The 18769-nt window shown below is 57.7% G+C and carries 18 protein-coding genes; 8 read left to right on the forward strand and 10 right to left on the reverse strand.

Annotated features, from left to right (window positions below; genetic code table 11):
• Positions 1-182 precede the first annotated feature (182 nt).
• Positions 183-440 carry a 50S ribosomal protein L27 gene (gene rpmA, locus PG5_RS18530; protein WP_003281574.1) on the reverse strand — a complete coding sequence of 86 codons (258 nt, stop codon included), beginning with the start codon at positions 438-440 and terminating at the stop codon, positions 183-185.
• Between the two features lie 35 nt (positions 441-475).
• On the reverse strand, positions 476-790 hold the full coding sequence (gene rplU, locus PG5_RS18535; RefSeq protein ID WP_003176051.1) for a 50S ribosomal protein L21: 315 nt from the start codon (positions 788-790) through the stop codon (positions 476-478).
• 239 nt (positions 791-1029) lie between these two features.
• On the opposite strand from rplU, the gene PG5_RS18540 reads away from it, so the two are divergent.
• From PG5_RS18540 to PG5_RS18550, 3 genes are all read left to right on the forward strand, one after another.
• Positions 1030-1998: a polyprenyl synthetase family protein gene (locus tag PG5_RS18540; RefSeq protein ID WP_020798652.1), complete on the forward strand. Its 969-nt coding sequence runs from the start codon at positions 1030-1032 to the stop codon at positions 1996-1998.
• 169 nt (positions 1999-2167) lie between these two features.
• Positions 2168-2509, forward strand: a complete 342-nt coding sequence (locus tag PG5_RS18545; RefSeq protein ID WP_020798653.1) for a zinc ribbon domain-containing protein YjdM — start codon at positions 2168-2170, stop codon at positions 2507-2509.
• Between the two features lie 207 nt (positions 2510-2716).
• The gene (locus PG5_RS18550) at positions 2717-2974 is read left to right on the forward strand and encodes a hypothetical protein (RefSeq protein WP_020798654.1); all 258 of its coding nucleotides are present in this window, start codon (positions 2717-2719) and stop codon (positions 2972-2974) included.
• A 124-nt stretch (positions 2975-3098) separates the two neighbouring features.
• Here the strand turns inward: PG5_RS18550 and PG5_RS18555 are convergent, their stop codons facing one another.
• The 3 genes from PG5_RS18555 to PG5_RS18565 form a co-directional block, all read right to left on the reverse strand.
• Positions 3099-3716, reverse strand: a complete 618-nt coding sequence (locus PG5_RS18555; RefSeq protein WP_020798655.1) for an FKBP-type peptidyl-prolyl cis-trans isomerase — start codon at positions 3714-3716, stop codon at positions 3099-3101.
• 121 nt (positions 3717-3837) lie between these two features.
• A complete protein-coding gene (locus tag PG5_RS18560; protein WP_020798656.1) occupies positions 3838-4128 on the reverse strand; it encodes a DUF6482 family protein in 291 nt (96 codons plus the stop codon).
• 135 nt (positions 4129-4263) lie between these two features.
• Positions 4264-4752 (reverse strand): TIGR00645 family protein, encoded by a 489-nt coding sequence (locus PG5_RS18565; RefSeq protein WP_007970904.1) that lies wholly within the window; start codon positions 4750-4752, stop codon positions 4264-4266.
• A 159-nt stretch (positions 4753-4911) separates the two neighbouring features.
• Here PG5_RS18565 and PG5_RS18570 point away from each other — a divergent pair, with 159 nt between their 5' ends.
• Positions 4912-6741 (forward strand): hypothetical protein, encoded by a 1830-nt coding sequence (locus PG5_RS18570; protein WP_020798657.1) that lies wholly within the window; start codon positions 4912-4914, stop codon positions 6739-6741.
• A 5-nt stretch (positions 6742-6746) separates the two neighbouring features.
• Here PG5_RS18570 and PG5_RS18575 read toward each other — a convergent pair whose 3' ends face one another.
• Entirely contained in the window at positions 6747-7088 is a 342-nt protein-coding gene (locus tag PG5_RS18575; protein WP_008058253.1) for a hypothetical protein, read from the reverse strand.
• Positions 7089-7403: 315 nt separating this feature from the next.
• Positions 7404-9842, reverse strand: a complete 2439-nt coding sequence (locus PG5_RS18580; protein WP_020798659.1) for a Lon protease family protein — start codon at positions 9840-9842, stop codon at positions 7404-7406.
• A gap of 278 nt (positions 9843-10120) precedes the next feature.
• Between PG5_RS18580 and PG5_RS18585 the strand changes: the two genes are divergently transcribed.
• The 4 genes from PG5_RS18585 (at position 10121) to PG5_RS18600 (ending at position 13705) form a co-directional block, all read left to right on the forward strand.
• Entirely contained in the window at positions 10121-10609 is a 489-nt protein-coding gene (locus tag PG5_RS18585; protein ID WP_020798660.1) for a DUF3015 domain-containing protein, read from the forward strand.
• Positions 10610-10705: 96 nt separating this feature from the next.
• On the forward strand, positions 10706-12559 hold the full coding sequence (locus PG5_RS18590) for a DUF4105 domain-containing protein (protein WP_020798661.1): 1854 nt from the start codon (positions 10706-10708) through the stop codon (positions 12557-12559).
• Positions 12560-12783: 224 nt separating this feature from the next.
• Complete coding sequence (locus tag PG5_RS18595) at positions 12784-13140, forward strand: hypothetical protein (protein WP_020798663.1); 357 nt, start codon at positions 12784-12786, stop codon at positions 13138-13140.
• A gap of 70 nt (positions 13141-13210) precedes the next feature.
• Positions 13211-13705 (forward strand): GreA/GreB family elongation factor, encoded by a 495-nt coding sequence (locus PG5_RS18600; protein WP_020798664.1) that lies wholly within the window; start codon positions 13211-13213, stop codon positions 13703-13705.
• Here the strand turns inward: PG5_RS18600 and gdhA are convergent.
• From gdhA to ettA, 3 genes are all read right to left on the reverse strand, one after another.
• Entirely contained in the window at positions 13702-15039 is a 1338-nt protein-coding gene (gene gdhA / locus PG5_RS18605) for an NADP-specific glutamate dehydrogenase (protein WP_020798665.1), read from the reverse strand. The two genes, PG5_RS18600 and gdhA, sit on opposite strands and share 4 nt — an antisense overlap.
• Before the next feature lie 242 nt (positions 15040-15281).
• Positions 15282-16748 carry a fibronectin type III domain-containing protein gene (locus PG5_RS34940; RefSeq protein ID WP_020798666.1) on the reverse strand — a complete coding sequence of 489 codons (1467 nt, stop codon included), beginning with the start codon at positions 16746-16748 and terminating at the stop codon, positions 15282-15284.
• A gap of 294 nt (positions 16749-17042) precedes the next feature.
• On the reverse strand, positions 17043-18707 hold the full coding sequence (gene ettA / locus PG5_RS18615; protein ID WP_020798667.1) for an energy-dependent translational throttle protein EttA: 1665 nt from the start codon (positions 18705-18707) through the stop codon (positions 17043-17045).
• Between the last annotated feature and the right edge of the window lie 62 nt (positions 18708-18769).

Genomic DNA, 18769 nt, shown 5'->3' on the forward strand with positions numbered 1-18769 from the left:
TCGCCATACGGACGAGCCGAAAAACACTAAGACATAAGACTCTTGCAAAAATGAGCGCAGCGACTCCAATCAACGACCGCTAAAACCAGCGCCGGCAGCCCATACAAACAGTTTTGCAAGAGACTCACCCCACAAACGAAAAAGCCCCGTCGCGAGACAGGGCTTTTCCAGCGATCGCGCGATTAAGCCGCGACTACGCTCACGTAACGACGACCGAAGGCGCCTTTTACTTCGAACTTGATCACGCCTTCGACTTTAGCGAAGAGAGTGTGATCTTTACCCATGCCAACGCCGTAGCCAGCGTGGAATTGGGTGCCGCGCTGACGCACGATGATGTTGCCTGCTTTGATAGCCTGGCCGCCATACATCTTCACGCCAAGGCGTTTGGCTTCTGAGTCGCGACCGTTACGGGTACTACCACCAGCTTTTTTGTGTGCCATGAGTTCAATTCTCCTAGTGAGGAATTAGGCTGTAATTAAGCCTGAATACCGGTGATTTTGATCTCGGTGTACCACTGGCGGTGGCCCATACGCTTCATGTGGTGCTTACGGCGACGGAACTTGATGATGCGGACTTTATCGTGACGACCTTGGGAGATCACTTCAGCCACAACGGTAGCGCCAGCAACAACTGGAGCGCCGATATTCACGTCGTCACCGTTGGCAACCAACAGAACGCGATCAAAGGTAACGGATTCGCCGGTAGCGATTTCCAGTTTTTCGATCTTCAGGTATTCACCTGGGGCGACTTTATACTGCTTGCCGCCAGTAACGATTACTGCATAAGACATGGTATTTCTCCGATAATCCTGCTCACCCAGCTCTTTATAAGAAGAGGTATTGGCTGGCATGGCTGCATGGGGCTGGAGGCCCGCTTGCAATTGCGTAAGGCAGGTGCTGCCCAGGAAGTTCAGGGTGCGCGATTGTACGCAAGGCACGAGCGCCTTGCAATAGGCCGTCCATCGCGCCTTGACACCTGCTGGCGTGGGTCCTAGCATGCCGCGCAACCCTTCTGGAGCAACTGTCGCTGATGCAACCCCAAGCTTTCTACCGCGCGGTGGCGGACGATTTTAGCGCCGTCGACGGCATCATCAAGAAGCAGCTGACTTCCCGAGTGCCGCTGGTATCGAAAATCGGCGATTACATTACCTCGGCCGGCGGTAAACGCCTGCGTCCGTTACTGGTGCTGCTGTGTGGCAAGGCCCTCGGCCGCGAAGGCGACGACCTGCGCCTGCTGGCCGCCACCATCGAATTCCTGCACACCGCTACCCTGCTGCATGACGACGTGGTCGACATGTCCGGCATGCGCCGTGGCCGTTCGACGGCCAATGCCATGTGGGGCAACGCGCCGAGCGTGCTGGTGGGCGACTTCCTGTATTCGCGCTCCTTCGAAATGATGGTCGAGCTGGGCTCCATGCCGGTGATGAAGATCCTTTCGCAAGCCACGCGCATCATCGCCGAAGGCGAAGTGTTGCAGCTGTCGAAGGTCCGCGATGCCAGCACCACCGAAGAAACCTACATGGAGGTCATCCGCGGCAAGACCGCGATGCTCTTCGAAGCCTCGACCCACAGTGCGGCAGCCCTGGCCGGCGCGACACCTGAGCAGTGCGAAGCGCTGCGCACCTTCGGCGACCATCTGGGCGTGGCCTTCCAACTGGTCGACGACCTGCTGGACTACAAAGGCGACGCCGAGACCCTGGGCAAGAACGTCGGTGACGACCTGGCCGAAGGCAAGCCCACCCTGCCGCTGATCTACACCATGCGCGAAGGTACGCCGGAGCAGGCAGCCCTGGTGCGCAAGGCGATCCAGAAAGGCGGTATCGAAGACCTGGAAAACATCCGCGAAGCTGTGGAAGCCTCCGGCTCACTGGATTACACCGCCCAGCTCGCCCGCGACTATGTGGCCCGTGCGATCAAGTGTCTCGACGCGCTGCCCGCCAGCGAATACCGCGATGCACTGGTTGAATTGAGCGAGTTTGCAGTCGCCCGCACACACTGATCTGCACTTGTAGGAGCCGGCTTGCTGGCGATTGCATCACCACGGTGTTCCTGACACACCGAGTTGGATGCATCGCCAGCAAGCCGGCTCCTACAGGTCCCACCCCCTCTCTCACCTAAAACCCTATATAATGTGCGCTTTTTAGCGATCCTGAATCCAAGGAGCCTTAGTGAGCACGTTGCCACCCTGCCCGAAATGCAATTCCGAATACACCTATGAAGACGGCGCCCAGCTGATCTGCCCTGAGTGCGCCCACGAATGGTCCGCCAGCGGCGAAGCCGAAGCTGTGTCCGATGATGCAGTGAAAAAGGATTCGGTGGGCAATGTCCTGCAGGACGGCGACACCATCACCGTCATCAAGGACCTCAAGGTCAAGGGCACGTCGCTGGTGGTCAAGGTGGGCACCAAGGTCAAGAACATCCGCCTGTGCGATGGCGATCACGACATCGACTGCAAGATCGACGGCATCGGCCCGATGAAGCTCAAATCTGAATTCGTCAGAAAAGTCTGATTCAGCTGTACGCCACCCCGCGTCCTGACGTGGGGTGGTGCTTCGCCCTCCCCGCCTCGCCCAATGAACCCTCGCAATAGCCAAACGCCAGCCGTTTTGACCTTACGCAATCTTTACCCAGAAAAATCACGGATCAGCCAATAGGCCCTTGCTATTTATTGAATACGAATTATTCTCATTGAACCCCATCAATGGAGATGAGAACCCATGACTTATTTGATCGATGCCTGGCTGGACCGTCCACACCCCTACCTCAGGATCCTGCATCGGGAAACCGGGGAAGTCTGTGCAGTGCTGGAAGAAGAAGCCTTGAACGAACTGCAGGATCAGGGTGACCTGGACGTCAACGGCTTGAGTTCCAGCGAGCCGGTGGTGCTCAAGGAAGTGGTGAGAAACCTGTTTCTGTTCTGCTATGCCCGGGCATTGCGCCCGACCAATGAACTGCATCACAAGATAGAACTATGAGAAACGCAAACCCTTGTAGGAGCGAGCATGCTCGCGATGGACTCAAGGACACCGCGCTCATTCAGAATGCACGCGTTATCGTTCACGCCCATCGCGAGCATGCTCGCTCCTACAGGGTCAGGTATTACAGAACGTCCAGCAGCTCGACGTCGAACACCAGTACGCTGTGCGGCGGAATGCTGCCAACGCCTTGAGCGCCGTAAGCCAGTTCGCTCGGCACATACAGACGCCATTTGCTGCCGGCATTCATCAGTTGCAGGGCTTCGGTCCAGCCAGCGATCACGCCACCGACCGGGAATTCCGCAGGCTCGCCGCGCTCGTAGGAGCTGTCGAACACGGTGCCGTCGATCAGGGTGCCGTGGTAGTGGGTACGCACGGTATCTTCACGGGATGGCTTGGCGCCTTCACCGGCGGACAGTACTTCGAACTGCAGGCCGGAAGCCAGGGTGGTGATGCCGTCACGCTTGGCGTTTTCAGCCAGGAAGGCCAGGCCTTCGCCAGCGGCTGCTTCAGCCTTGGCTGCAGCTTCGGCCTGCATGATTTCGCGAATTACCTTGAAGCTTGCAGACATTTCTTCCTGGCCAACACGGCTTGGCTTACCGGCAAACGCGTCGGTCAGGCCTGCCAGGATCGCGTCCAGGCTAACGCCCGGTGGCGGGTTGTCGCGCAGCTGGTCGCCCAGCTGACGGCCGATGCCGTAGCTGACGCGGGTTTCGTCGGTGGACAGATTTACTTCGGACATGACACTGCTCCGCTGTGCGGACGGCTCGGGAACTGGCCGTGCGTGCACAGCGCGTCCCGGAGCGCCCGGAACCAAAAGGGCCAGCAGACTAGCACAGATGTCATGCCATTGATGAGGGACGTCAGGCGATCGGCACCTTCAGGTTTTCCTCCACATCGGCAACCAGCCCGCACATCTCGTCATGCACGACGGTGTGGACAAGGTTGAAGTGCAACTTGGGAAAGGAGCGTAGCACCTCGCGTGCATGTTCCACCGAGCGCAACTGCATCGTGTGACCTGGCGCATCACTCAATGGATACGCCGCTCCGTGCATACGCGCCTCAAGCAGGTAAATGCCTCCTTCCATGGAGATCAGGTTCAACTCATCGACCTTCCCGGCGACGGCATAGGCATTCAACTCTTGCAGGTTCATGAGCGCACCTCACGCAGTGACGAGCCAACACCCTTACAGGGATATGCCTCGGCGCATCAAAGCACAAGCCATAAACGACGCCGCCCGTCTGTTTTGCAACAGACGGGCGGCGCATAACAACAGGACAGCCGTTGTTTAGTGCTTGGTCACTTTATCCAGGTAACCCATGGCAAATGCGGACACCACAAAGGTCATGTGAATGATGACATACCACTGCAAATGCTCGGGATCGACGTTCTTGGCGTCCATGAAGATACGCAGCAGGTGGATCGACGAGATCGCCACGATCGACGCGGCCACCTTCATTTTCAGCGACGAGGAGTCCATGGTGCCCAACCAGTTGAGCTTCTCCTTGCTGTCGTCGATGTCCAGTTGAGACACGAAGTTCTCGTAGCCGGAAATCATCACCATCACCAGCAAACCGCCTACCAGCGCCATGTCAATGAGCGACAGCAACACCAGGATCAGGTCCGATTCGGCCATCGAGAAGACGTTGGGGATAACGTGGAAGACTTCCTGGAAGAATTTCAGTGCCAGTGCCAACAGCCCGAGGGATAAACCGAAGTAGATCGGCGCCAGCAGCCAGCGCGAGGCGTACATTGCATTTTCGATAAAGCGTTCCATTGAATCTCACAGGCGGACTTGAAATGGCCGTGAGTATAACAGCCGTCTGTAATACCCAGAAACCATTGGGAAATCCGCTACCTGCGTGTGTGTATCAAATTTTTTCTGCTAGTGTCCAAACCATTGACAGCAAAATGACATCGGACAGGAAGACTGGAAATGGATGGGCGATTGCCATTAACGAGTGCCGGGATTTTCATGGCCCTGCTGATCAGCGCCTGCTCGCCCAGCGACGAGAAACGGCAGGTCAGCCTTGAGGAAAAGACTGCGCAGTTCGAGAAGTCCCTGGATGCCATCGAGGACCCGAAACTCAAGGATGCGGTGGCCGAACTGGGCGGTTCGCTTTTGCTGCTTGAGCGCGCGCAACTCAAGCTCGACAGCAAGCCCGTGGAAACCGAATACGGTGAAGACGCCCTCGCCGTGCTCAAGCACTACCCAACGCCACAGGCCCTGGTTGACACGTACATCAATGGCCTTTTCGTCCTGCACAAGGACTCCAGCTCCGACTACCTGACGGACCTGCAACCGGTGTTCCCCTTCAACTTCAGCATCCCGGCGGCGTTTCTGTTTCCCCATGGCCTGCAATGGCAGTCGGTCACCCTGAGCAACAAACGGGTTATCGCCTTCCAGCCGGAATGGTCGGAAACCGACCCGGGCATTCAGTTGAGCCCATCGAGCTCCAACGTGACCAACCCTGACGACCTGACCGTGACCTATCCGTTCATTGAAGGACTGGACGTCGATATCAAGAATCAGCCACAACCGGTGAGCCTGCAAGGCACGGTGGAAGTCATTGCACCGCGCCGGCTCTACAGCTTCGACCTGACGAAAAAGGACATCGGCCAGACCCGCACCAACGACAATTTGAGCGTCACCTTGGTGAAACTTGGGGACAACTACGCCGAAATCGAGTTCAGCAATAGCGAGCCGCCAGCCCCCGAGATCGCCGAAACACCGTTGAATCCGCTGATTGTCCAGGCCAGGGATACCACCGGGCAGTTTCTGTCGCGCTCAGGCTCGATCAATGAGAATGCCGCGCAAATTGCCTTCTACCAGAAACAACTGGCGAAGTTGCAGCAACAGAAACTCTGGAGCGAGTCGCTGGAAAAACAGCTCAATGAAGAGCAGCGAACCTTCGAGAAACAACAGAAACGCCACTACTCCAAGGTGTATTTCAACGGGACCATCGAAACCCTTGAAGTCAGCCTGCTGGATTTCTCCGGCGTTACGGTGACTCGCAAGGACCTGGACCTGCCGGTACGCCGCTTCGACCGCCATACCACGGCGAAAACCATCCAGCCGCTGAGCTTGCCGGTGGTAGTCTACGACGACAATGCCCCGACCTGGCTCAAGGGCGCGACCTTGACCCCTGAGCAGTTGAAAAAAGGCGTCAGGATCACTCAATCGGTCGAGGATCCCAGCGCTGCGCGCGTCGAGTTCACTCACCTGCGCAGCTTCAATGATGAATTGCTCGGTAGCTCTTTCAACCCGGGCGATAGTCCGGTCAGCTTCTTCACCGAAGACAGCAGCGGCAAGCGCGATGGGTCGATCGAATTGCCACCAGAGGCGTATGAGGTCGACCCCCTGGGCGGCACGATCACCTACGACCTGAACCTGTTTCCACAGACACCCGCCTTTGTGGTTGGCTCCATCCCGCTGTTTCTGGCCACTGTCGAAAAGCAGACGTTCGATGCCCATCAATTGCCCAAGGGTCTTGAACTCAAAGGCAATGCGCTGGTGGTGGATTCGAAAGTGTTTCCCGATCCGGACTGGCGTTTTTTTGCCAAGGATGACAGCGGCAATTACCTGAAGGAAATTCTTGCGGTCAGCCATGACGCGAGCACAGAAGGCCCCGCGTTATTCGCCGTGCATTACTTCTACGGTCAACCCACGCGCCTGGAAACCTATCAACGAACTGACCTCGCCACCGTGCAATATGGTTTTGAGGTCAAGCTCGACAAGGCTGACATGTCCAGCCAGGCCCAATAGCGCTGTCAGTGCTCGGGCCGGAACTCGAAACCACCCACGCTACGACAACGACCACCGTTGATTTCCCGCAACTGGGCTTGCAGATGCAGGCACCAGATCTGCGGGTCATCGGCCAGTTCATAGCCGTGCAGGGTCAGGCTTTCAACGATGGTATCGAGGATGGACTCAGCCACAAAAGGGCCATGGAACGGGCCTTGGGCTTTGATGGCTGAAGGTTGTTCACCGGCCATTCCGGCGGCGAAGAGTAAGGTCCACATCCCCGTATCGCCCGCCAGGGGGCGGATGGCGCATTCGATACGAGTCACAAGACCTAGACATTGACGAGTGAGGCAGAGGTTGCGCGGCATGGCGGCGACCCTCGGTAAATCCGGTATTCAGCCTCCACGGGGAGGCTGTCTCGATCCAGTGATACTGTCGATATCCTTGAGCAGAGAATAGAGGAAAAGTTTGACTAGTACGTCAAGTAAGACCAGAAGGCGCCGAATGGTCACTGTGTGAATATTGGCGCCAGAGTGATGGCACTTTATTGCGATTCACAAGCAAATGTGGGAGCGAGCCTGCTCGCGAAAGCGGACGATCATCCAACATCAATGCTGAATGAAAATCCGTCTTCGCGAGCAGGCTCGCTCCCACAGTGGATCGGGGTGAAGCTCAGGTTTTTGTCAGGCCGGCTTGGCCTCCACCAGCGCCTCCACAGCCATTTCCTTCTCTGCCTCTTTCAGGTCATCTTCGCTGATCATCTCCGCGATCACCCGCAAGCGCTCCACCACCCGTGCGTTGACGCTACCTTCAGGGAACTCGCCATTTTCATCCGGCTCGCCCGCCGGCTCACCCACCAGCAGGCTCAGCGCCTCGTCGGCCTGACGCACGGCGTAGACGTGGAACTGACCGGCGCGCACAGCGGCCAGCACTTTCTCGTCAAGCATCAGCGTGGCAACGTTGGCATGGGGAATGATTGCTCCCTGTTCGCCCGTCAGTCCGCGCGCTTCACAGAGACGGAAGAACCCCTCGATTTTCTCGTTGACGCCGCCCACGGCCTGCACTTCACCGAACTGGTTGATCGAGCCGGTAATCGCAAAGCACTGCTTGAGCGGGGTTTTCGACAAGGCCGAGATCAGGGTGCACGCCTCGCCCAGGGAAGCACTGTCACCATCGACGTAGCCATAGGACTGCTCCAGCGCAATGCTCGCGGAGATCGCCAGCGGAAACTCCTGGGCGTAACGGCTGCCCAGGTAACCGGTGAGAATCATCACCCCTTTGGAGTGGATGGGCTGACCGAGGTTGACCTCACGCTCGATGTCGACGATACCGCTGCCACCGGGATACACCGTGGCGGAGATCCGCGCCGGTACACCGAAGGCCGAGTCGCCGACTTCCAGCACCGTCAGGCCGTTGCACTTGCCGACCGCGGCGCCCGCGGTGTCGATCAGGATGATCCCCGCCAGCATGTCATCGAGAATGCGCGCCGACACACGTCCAGTACGGGTGGCCTTGGCCTTGAGTGCCCGCTCGATGTGACCGGCATCGGTCATTTCATCCGAGGCCAGGTGACGAATGAAATCCGCCTCGCTGACCAGCTGGAACAGATCACCGATGCGTGCCGACAACCGCCCCTGATGCTCGGCCAGGCGTGCGCTGTAGGTTGCCAGGCGCGCCACCGCATCGGCGGTCAACGGCGCCATGCCCTCCTCGGAAGTACGGGTCTTGAGCAACTGGGCGAACTGTTCCAGGCTCTCGTCGACCATCGGAATGTCTTCATCGAAATCCACCAGGACGCGAAACATCTCCTGGAAGTCCGGATCGAGGTCCTGCAGCGTGTAGTAGAGCTGGCGAGCCCCGATGATGACGACTTTGACCTGCAATGGAATGTGCTGCGGCGTCAGGGTGACGGTTGCGAAACGACCCATCTCGCCCAGTGGCGATTCCATTTTCAGTTTGCGCGATTGCAGGGCGCGCTTCAGCGCATCCCACACGAACGGCTCGCTGAGCATTTTATCCGCTTCGAGGATCAGGAAACCGCCGTTGGCCCGGTGCAGCGCACCCGGCCGCAGCTGCCGATACGTGGTATAGAGCGCGCCCTGGTCGGTGCTGTATTCGATGCGGCCGAACAGGTTCTCGTAGGTCGGATGCGGCTCGAACACCACAGGGGCACCACCACTGGCGGAATGCCCGACCACCAGGCTCGGCGCGTATTGCTCCTCCAGCAGCTTGCGGGCGACTGCATCGGTCTTGCTGTCGTCGACCAGTTGCTCGACCACGGTCTTGAGCAAATACACCTGCATCGCTTGCAGGTACCCGCACACCGCCGCGTTCTCGGCGTATTTCTCCGACAACGGCGACAGCAAAGGCTGCAGGGCCAGGGTGATGGTTTCTTCGTTCAGATGGCGCAGCTGATTGCTCGACTCGCGCTTCCATTGCGGCAGGCTGGCGAGTTCCTCGTTCAGGCGCTCTTCGAGGTTGGAAATATCATCGTGGAAGCGATCGCGCTCGGCTTCCGGCAATTGGGCGAATTCGGCCTCATCCAACGCCTTGCCTTCAAGCATCGGAGTGAATGCGATATTGCTGGCATCGCGATAGAGCGCGACGTCTTTCTCCAGCGCCAGGCGCTCGATCACATCCAGTGCCTTGTCATAGCGCTGATTGAAGGCGCGGTCGATGGCGCTTTTTTTCTGCTGGTAGGACGGGTGCTCGAACACCGCCGGAAAGGTCGCCAGCAGGTTGTCGATCAAGCCGTTGATATCACAGATGAAGGCACCGGCGGTGCCCGATGGCAACTCCAGGGCACGCGGTTCGCGCGGCTCATCGAAATTATTGACGTAGACCCAGTCCGCCGGGGTCTGCAGGCGTTTGCCTTCGGCTTTCAGGTAGCGTTTGACGAAAGAGAAGCGACCGGTGCCAGGCTCGCCCATGACGAATACGTTGTAACCGGGGCGTGGCATGGCCACACCGAACTGCAAGGCTTCGACCGCACGTTCCTGGCCAAGCACACCGCGAAAGGGCTCCAGATCATTGGTGGTAGAGAAGCTGAACTGTTCAGCGGAAAACGGACGGGTCAGCGCTTCAGGCGCTAGACGCAAGCTGGCAGCAACAGGATCAGGCATCGGGCTTCCTTACAATCAGGCGGGGCAGATAGCGGCATTCTGGCGCCGCCCATGCCTGACTGGCAAGGAGCGCCTAAGGCCAAAACGTAGTCAAGGCCAAAGCCCGGCGTTGAGCGGCGCCAAATCAGCGTTTTCAACGAATATTTGGCAAAAAATCACGGAACCCCTTGATCATGCCTAAACTCCAAACTGCGCGACTGGATTAATAACCAGTCCACACTGGCGAGATAGGCGCCAGAACCCTTGTCCATTGGTTTGCACATAAAGAGAACAAAGCTATGAAACGGATTCTTCTTGGTACTCTCTTCACCGCGGTATCCATCAACGCCATGGCTCAGGCGCCAGGCGGCCCGGATTGCGGTTGGGGCAACATGCTGTTCGAAGGTCAGCGTGGCACCCCGGCTCACTTCCTGGCATCCACCACCAACGGCACTTCCGGCAACGCAACATTTGGTATGACTTCCGGTACCAACGGTTGCTCGACCAACGCGTCGCTGACCTATGGCGGCAAATCCTGGTTTGCCATGAATGGCATGATGAACGAGCTGTCCGAAGATATGGCTAAAGGTCAGGGCGAAGCGCTGACCACCTACGCCGTGGTACTGGGCGTGGCGCCGGAAGACCGTGCGCACTTCGCCGCCGTCACTCACGAGCACTTCCAGCAGATCTTCAGCAAAGCTGATGTGACCGCGGAAGATGTGCATACCAACACCCTGGCCGTTCTCAAGAGCGATCCTCGCCTGGCCAAGTACGCCACTCAGGCTTAAGCTCCAGCGCACCCCGCTTCTTTCGGGAAGCGGGTTTATTTTTTGGACCTGCCCCCTCCTTGGGTCTTTGTTTTTTTCCTGTTTAAGTTGCTGATTATGTTCAAACGCCTTGCCTGGCTGGCGCTCTGTGTCTGCGCCCCGCTGTCCGCCGCGCCTCACATCGATCCACAACGTTTGCAGCAACTGGCCAACGACCCCTTTTGGATCTCCCTGGGCCATTACGAAACCGCCAAGCTCGGTGGCTGGCGTAGCTATGTCAGCGACAAGAAATTTTTTCTTGCCGCCGATGGCAACGAACACCCGGACCGTGAACTGGCGGCCACCGTGCAAGCCTTGTACGCCCCGGCCACTTCCGGCGAACAGCATGCGCAGTGCGTCTACCCGGCACGAACCCGCTGGCTCAAGGCGCAGCTCAACCTGACCGACCTGCCGGCTTTGGACTGCGCCGAGTTCAATCAATGGTTCAAGGACGTTTCGCCCCACAGCGCGGTGATGATCTTCCCGGCGGCCTACCTGAACAGCCCGTCATCGATGTTCGGCCACACATTGCTGCGCATCGATCAGGCCGACGTGCAAAACGACAAGACCTCGCTGCTCAGTTACGCGATCAACTTCGGCGCCTACATCGAGGGTTCCGACAACAGCATCCTGTACGCCTGGAAAGGCTTGATGGGGGGCTATCCGGGGCTGTTTGCGCTGGTGCCTTACCAGGAAAAGCTCTCGGAATACCGCAGTCTCGAAAACCGTGACTTGTGGGAGTACCGCCTGAACCTGACCCAGCAGGAAACGGCGCGCATGGTCGAGCACGTCTGGGAACTGAAACAGATTCAGTTCGACTATTTCTTCTTCGACGAAAACTGCTCCTATCGCCTGCTGGAACTGCTGCAAGTGGCGCGTCCGAGTCTGCGCCTGACCGAGCAATTCCCACTGACAGCCATTCCCACCGACACCGTCAAGGCCGTAAAAGAGGCCGGGCTGGTGGAGTCCATCCAGTATCGTCCGTCTCGCGAACGGGAATTGCTGAGCCGAGCCGAGACACTGACCGATGAAGAACAACAGTGGGTACTGAAGGTCAGCGCCGACCAGAATCAATTGCAAACGCCCGAATTCAAGGCGCAACCCCGTGACCGCCAGGCGCTGATCATCGATGCGGCCTACCGCCTGGAACGCTATCGCGCCAACGGCCAGGAGCGAGATCCGCAGCGGGCCCAGCGCAGCTTTGAGTTGCTGCGGGCGATCAACCGCAATCCCGCCCCAGAACTGGACATCCCGCAGCCTGGCCTGCCCGAGGACGGCCATGAGTCGCGCACCTGGCAGGCCGGTCTGGGCACCCGTGGCAACCGCGCCTTTGGCGAGTACGGCTTGCGCATGGCCTATCACGATCTCAATGACAACGCCGAAAGCTTCCCCCTCGGCGCACAGATCGAGATCCTGCAATTGAAACTGCGCCAGTACGAAGGCAATGACTGGCAAGTGCAGCAACTGGACCTGGCGACCATTCGCTCCCTGACCCCGCGCAATGAGTTGCTGCAACCGTTGTCGTGGCAGGTCACTGGTGGCCTGGAGCGAGTGCCGGGCAAGCATGACGATGAAACCCTGGTCAGCCACGTCAATGGCGGCGGCGGCGGAACCTGGCAACTGGGCGACGACATGCTGGGGTTCGCCCTGGGTACCGTGCGCGTGGAGCACAATAATGACTTCGCCGAATTCATATCGCCGGCAGCAGGTTTCAACACCGGCCTGCTGTGGAAAAACCCGCTGGGCAATCTGAGCCTGGAGGCAAAAGGCGATTTCTTCACCAATGGCGAAGTGCGCCGTAGCCTGAGCCTGAACCAGCAGTGGGAATTGTCGCGCAACCTCGGTTTGCGCCTGAGCGCCCAGCGCGAGTTCAGCCACCTGGCCACGCCTGAGAATGAAGTGATGCTAGAGGTGAAGTGGTATCACTACTGACCAAAATGCACCGATCCACCCTGTGGGAGCGAGCCTGCTCGCGAATGCGCACTGTCTGCCGACATCGATGGCGGCTGATCCACCGCCTTCGCGAGCAGGCTCGCTCCCACAGGGGGGTGGGGGTTGTGGTGTTGAATGGATTTTTCACAGGCCTTCCACAAACACCTGACGAACCCGCACCTAGACTTCCCTTATAGGCCGTTAAACGGCCCCGGGAGTCCGAGATGTGGCGTTGCGCAGGTGTGTTGAGTTTGTTGATGTTGATCGCTGGTTGCCAGACAACCCACGAAGATCTGATCGCCAAGGGTTATCCACCGGCATTCGCCGACGGGTTCGATGATGGGTGCAGCAGTGGTCGACAGGCCGCCGGGGCCATCACCGGCGAGTTTCGAAAAAACGTCCCGCGCTACCTGAAGGACAAGAATTACGCCGAAGGCTGGAGCGATGGTTTCCGTCAGTGTCAGGCCATGCGCGAAAACGAGGATCGTGAGAGCTATCGCAACAGTCACCTCAATGAACGGGACAAAGCCTGGGAGCAACAGAAGGATCAGGATGCCGCTCGAGCCTATCGCTCGCCATGAGTCGCTTTCAGACATCCTGTGCAACCAAATGCCTGCGAGCATGGCCCAAACCCTATAACGGGAGAAAACCATGAGCCGGGCATTCGTCAATGAAGATAACGCCGCTGCGCAAGCCGATCAGCCAGTCGAACGGCAGGTCAGCGCGCAGCCCAACTACGTCACACCACAGGGCCTGAAACTGCTGCAGGCCAAGGTTGGCGAACTGCAAGCCCTGCACGCCGCGCAGTCTGCGGAGGGCGATCAGGCCGACAAGCAGCGCCTGGCCGACCTGGAGCGCGACCTGCGTTACTTCAAGCAACGCCTGGGCAGCGCCCAGGTCGTACCAGTCGCCACGTCCACCGAAAAAGTGCAGATCGGCAGCCGAGTGACCTACGCCGATGAACATGACGCCGAGCACCGAGTGCAACTGGTGGGCGAAGATCAGGCCGATGCCGCTCATGGCCTGATCAATTGGGCATCACCGCTGGGTCGGGCGCTGCTCGGGGCGCAACTCGGTGACGAGGTGCTGTGGCAACGCCCGGCCGGCGATCAAACGATCGAGATCATTCGTATCGAACCGGGTTAAACCACACCTTGGGCCAGCATCGCGTCGGCGACTTTGACAAAACCGGCGATGTTCGCGCCCTTGACGTAGTTGACCTGGCCATTCTCCTCACCGTAATGCACGCAAGCGTGATGGATCGACTGCATGATGGCGTGCAGCTTGCTGTCCACCTCACCGCCAGTCCATAGCAAACGCATGGCGTTCTGCGACATCTCCAGACCGCTGACAGCAACACCACCGGCATTGGACGCCTTGCCCGGCGCGAACAGGATGCCTGCTTCGATAAACAGGTCCACGGCTTCGAGGGTGGTCGGCATGTTCGCCCCTTCCGCCACACAGAAGCAGCCATTGCGCAGCAACGCCTGTGCCGCCTCGGCATCCAGTTCGTTTTGCGTGGCGCACGGCAGCGCGATGTCGCAGCTCAGCCCCCATGGGTGCTGGCCAGCCAGGAACTCCAGGCCAAATCGACCCGCCAGTTCGCTGATGCGTCCGCGCTGCACGTTCTTCAGCTCAAGCAGCGCCTGCCACTGCTCTTCGGTCAGCCCGCTCTCGCAGTACAGCGTGCCTTCGGAGTCAGACAGCGAAATAACCTTGCCGCCCAGGTCCATGACCTTGCGCGCCGCGTACTGCGCAACGTTGCCAGAACCCGAGATCGCCACACGTTTGCCTTCGACGGTTTCACCGCGACGCTTGAGCATTTCCTCGGCGAAGTACACGCAACCGAATCCGGTGGCCTCAGGGCGAATCAGGCTGCCGCCATAGCTCGGACCCTTGCCGGTCAACACGCTGGTGAACTGGTTGCTAAGGCGCTTGTACTGACCGAACAGGAAGCCGATCTCGCGGGCACCGACGCCGATATCGCCGGCCGGCACGTCGACATCGGCGCCAATGTGGCGATACAGCTCACTCATGAAGGCCTGGCAGAAGCGCATGACTTCGGCGTCGCTTTTGCCTTTGGGGTCGAAATCGGAACCGCCTTTGCCGCCACCCATGGGCAACGACGTCAACGAGTTCTTGAAGGTCTGCTCGAAGGCCAGGAACTTCAAGACGCCCAGATTCACCGACGGATGGAAACGCAGGCCGCCTTTGTACGGGCCAATGGCGCTGTTCATCTGGATACGGAAACCGCGATTGACCTGCACCTTGCCGTGATCGTCGACCCAGGACACGCGGAACACGACAGCTCGCTCCGGCTCGCAGATGCGCTCCAGAATGCCTGAGGTCAGGTAATGCGGATTGGCTTCGAGAAAGGGCCACAGGCTACGCAAGACTTCCTCGACGGCCTGGTGGAATTCAGGCTGGTCCGGGTCGCGCTTTTTCAGCCGGGCAAGGAAGGATTCGACAGATTCGATCATGGAAAAGTCTCGGCAAATTATTGTCGTTGGAAGAAATTGGGCCGGACTTTAACAAACGAAACGCGCACAGGAATAGAGCAGAATGTCGCATTTATGAAATTAAATGGTGCTCAAGATATAAAATAATCGATTTTTGAGCACTCCATGCACCATAAAAGGGACCTACTCCGCAAGGCTTGCACCAGCATGCACCCTGCGCATAAAAGCCCTGATGCGCCAGCATCAGGGCTTGGTTGAAGAGGTCAAGCCAATAGGGCCGAACCGCCACGTTTCCCCGGAAGAGGAATACCCAGTGCAGGATATTGAACAGATACGCGATCTGACTCATTCCCGGAACCATCCACCGCCCTTACGCTAAACGTATATCGCGTACCTGGTTCCAGCCCGGTAACAGCAAATTCGGTCTCTCTCGTACGCCCCGACTCTATACCGCCCTGTTCGACGATATAAGTAATATTGCCAGAGCTGTCATACGACGGCTCCCACGTCAAGGTTAGGCCAAGATCAGTGGTTCGAAGATTCGAGGGGTCTGTAGGCGAGGTAAAGTCCGGAAAACTAACCTTGACACAAACAGGCTCCGAGTAGCGAGATGACTCATCGTAAGTTCGAATGCAGTAAACGTGCTCTCGTCCTTCCTGTGGATCTGTATCGGTAAAGGGGGGCGAAATTGGTACCTCGAGGAGCTGGCCATCTCGACGCAGTTCATATCGAGGCACACCAGTTTCTACTTCACCGCCGTACCAATAAAATGAAACCTGACTCGCCGTGTGATTAAAAGGCTTAAAATAGGTCGGAGGCGTTGGCGTGAATCGAGACCCTACGGAAGCTGAAAATCCTGAAAGTTGGTTTTTTGCAGGAAAATTAACTTCCCCAACGTTAAATGGAATACCAACCTTGGGGTATTGAACAAAAACCCGATTTGATTCATTGCCCGTAGGATCGAACGCAGTTACACCAAACTCGTAGCGTTGACCTGGAACCAGACCGGCAATAGCAAACTCAGTATTTATAGTTTCCCCTAATTTATGATCAACTCCCTGATCGACCCGATAGGTAACATGCCCTGAGCTGTCACTGGATTCATCCCAACTGAAGATAAGCCCTAAATTGGTGGTTCTCAGATCAGTAGGCACTGTCGGTGCGGTAAAGTCTTCGAACTCGACATCGACACAAATGGGATCGGAAAAGTTAAATTCCTCATCATACGTACGCATGCAGTATTTATGAACTCGCCCTTGCTCTGGAGTGGTATCTTTATAAGGAGGATGGCGTGGCACTTCCATCAAATCATTATCACGCCTTAGTTCATAGCGTGGCTCACCACCGTCGACTGCACCGTCCCCCCAGAACAAACTAACCTCAGACGAAGTTTGATTGAAAGCCTCAAGAAATGACGGAGGACTCGGTTTGTGCCTGGCGGTGGTAACAGGCACACTTTCACCTTCAGGGCTGCCCGGACCATGCGTTTTAGGATGCACAGAAAAAACATAAGGCGTCTTGGATGTCAGCCCGGTAAATTCATAAGACCCTCCGCCACTATACTGGCCCACACGAGTACTGCCTTTATATAAGTAAACACCTTCCCAGTACCCATACACCTGCCAGCTTATCCGACATGTCGTAGCAGTAATATTAGAAGCCTGGATCTTAATCAAAGGATCAGGAATCGGACTTGCTTTAGGAAGCAAAGGTAAATTTGAAATTCTCATTATAATCACCGGAGAGAAAGCGAATTAGTGTTAAACCACATAAGCGAGTATAAACAGTAATTTCACGTCCACCACTAGCAGAACTACTAGGTTGCAATCTCTAAACAGCTTCTTTCCGGCTTTCTTCAATACCTAAACATCGCACCGACTTAAAATCACTGTACTGTCTCGTTTTGCCAGGAAGGATCTGAATCGAGCGTTACAATCCTCCGGCCAGAAATAAAAATGCCAGTCAGCATGACTGACTGGCATTGGCCCGAAGGCACCGCTTTTTTTCAAACCACCAACCCGAAATCAGGCCAGTTTTTTGTGCCGTACCCGATGTGGTTGGGCAGCGGCTTCGCCAAGACGCTTTTTGCGGTCGGCTTCGTACTCGGTGTAGTTGCCTTCGAAGAACACCGCTTGCGAGTCATCTTCGTACGCCAGGATGTGAGTCGCGACGCGGTCAAGGAACCACCGATCGTGAGAGATCACAATGGCGGCGCCCGGAAAGTCGAGCAGGGCTTCTTCCAGGGAGCGCAGGGTTTCGACGTCGAGGTCGTTGGACGGTTCGTCGAGCAGCAGGACGTTGCCGCCCTCTTTCAGGGTCAGCGCCAGGTGCAAGCGACCACGCTCACCACCGGAGAGGTCCTTGACGAACTTCTGCTGGTCGCCGCCCTTGAAGTTGAAGCGGCCGACGTAGGTGCGCGACGGAATCTCGTAGTTACCAATGCGGATCTGGTCGGAACCATCGGAGATTTGCTGGAACACGGTCTTGCTGCCGTCCAGGTCTTCGCGGCTCTGGTCCACGCAAGCCAACTGCACGGTTTCGCCGACTTCGATGCTGCCCGAATCCGGTGTTTCCTTGCCCATCAGCATGCGGAACAGGGTCGACTTACCGGCACCGTTACCGCCGATCACACCGACGATGGCGCCTTTAGGCATGGAGAACGACAGGTTGTCGATCAATACGCGATCGCCGTAGCCCTTGGTGACGTTCTTGAACTCGATGACCTTGTCGCCCAGGCGTGGACCCGCCGGGATGTAGATCTCGTTGGTTTCGCTGCGCTTCTGGAATTCCTGCGATTGCATTTCCTCGAAGCGTTGCAGACGTGCCTTGGATTTCGACTGGCGGGCCTTGGCGCCTTTGCGCACCCACTCCAGTTCTTCCTTCATGGCTTTTTCGTGAGCCGACTGCTGCTTGGATTCCTGGGCCAGACGATCGGACTTGGCTTCCAGCCAACCCGAATAGTTGCCCTCGTACGGAATGCCCGCGCCGCGGTCGAGTTCCAGGATCCAGCCAGCGACGTTGTCCAGGAAGTAACGGTCGTGCGTGATCGCGACCACGGTGCCCGGGAAGTCGTGCAGGAAGTGCTCCAGCCACGCAACGGAATCGGCGTCCAGGTGGTTGGTCGGTTCGTCGAGCAGCAGCATGTCTGGCGCGGACAGCAGCAGGCGGCACAGGGCCACACGACGCTTTTCACCACCGGACAGGTGTTCTACTTTTGCGTCCCAGGCCGGCAGGCGCAGCGCGTCGGCGGCGACTTCCAGCTGGCGCTCCAGGTTATGGCCATCGCTGGCTTGCAGGATGGCTTCGAGCTTGGCCTGTTCGGCAGCCAGCTTGTCGAAGTCGGCATCCGGGTCGGCGTAGGCCGCGTAGACCTCGTCCAGGCGCGCCTGGGCGTCCTTGATCACGCTGACCGCTTCCTCGACCACTTCACGCACGGTCTTGGTCGGGTCCAGTTGTGGTTCTTGCGGCAGATAGCCGATGTTCAGGTCCGGCATCGGACGGGCTTCGCCGTCGAACTCGGTGTCGACGCCAGCCATGATTTTCAACAGGGTGGACTTACCCGAACCGTTGAGGCCGAGTACCCCGATCTTGGCGCCCGGGAAGAACGACAAGGAGATGTTTTTCAGGATTTCCCGCTTCGGCGGAACAACTTTGCCCAGCCGATGCATGGTGAATACGTATTGAGCCATGGAGAACCTAGGGTCAGTGACTGATGAATGAATAGAGCGCAGGCGATGCCCGGCCAGACCAT

This window comes from Pseudomonas sp. G5(2012) (assembly GCF_000408945.1).
Classification (GTDB): domain Bacteria; phylum Pseudomonadota; class Gammaproteobacteria; order Pseudomonadales; family Pseudomonadaceae; genus Aquipseudomonas; species Aquipseudomonas umsongensis.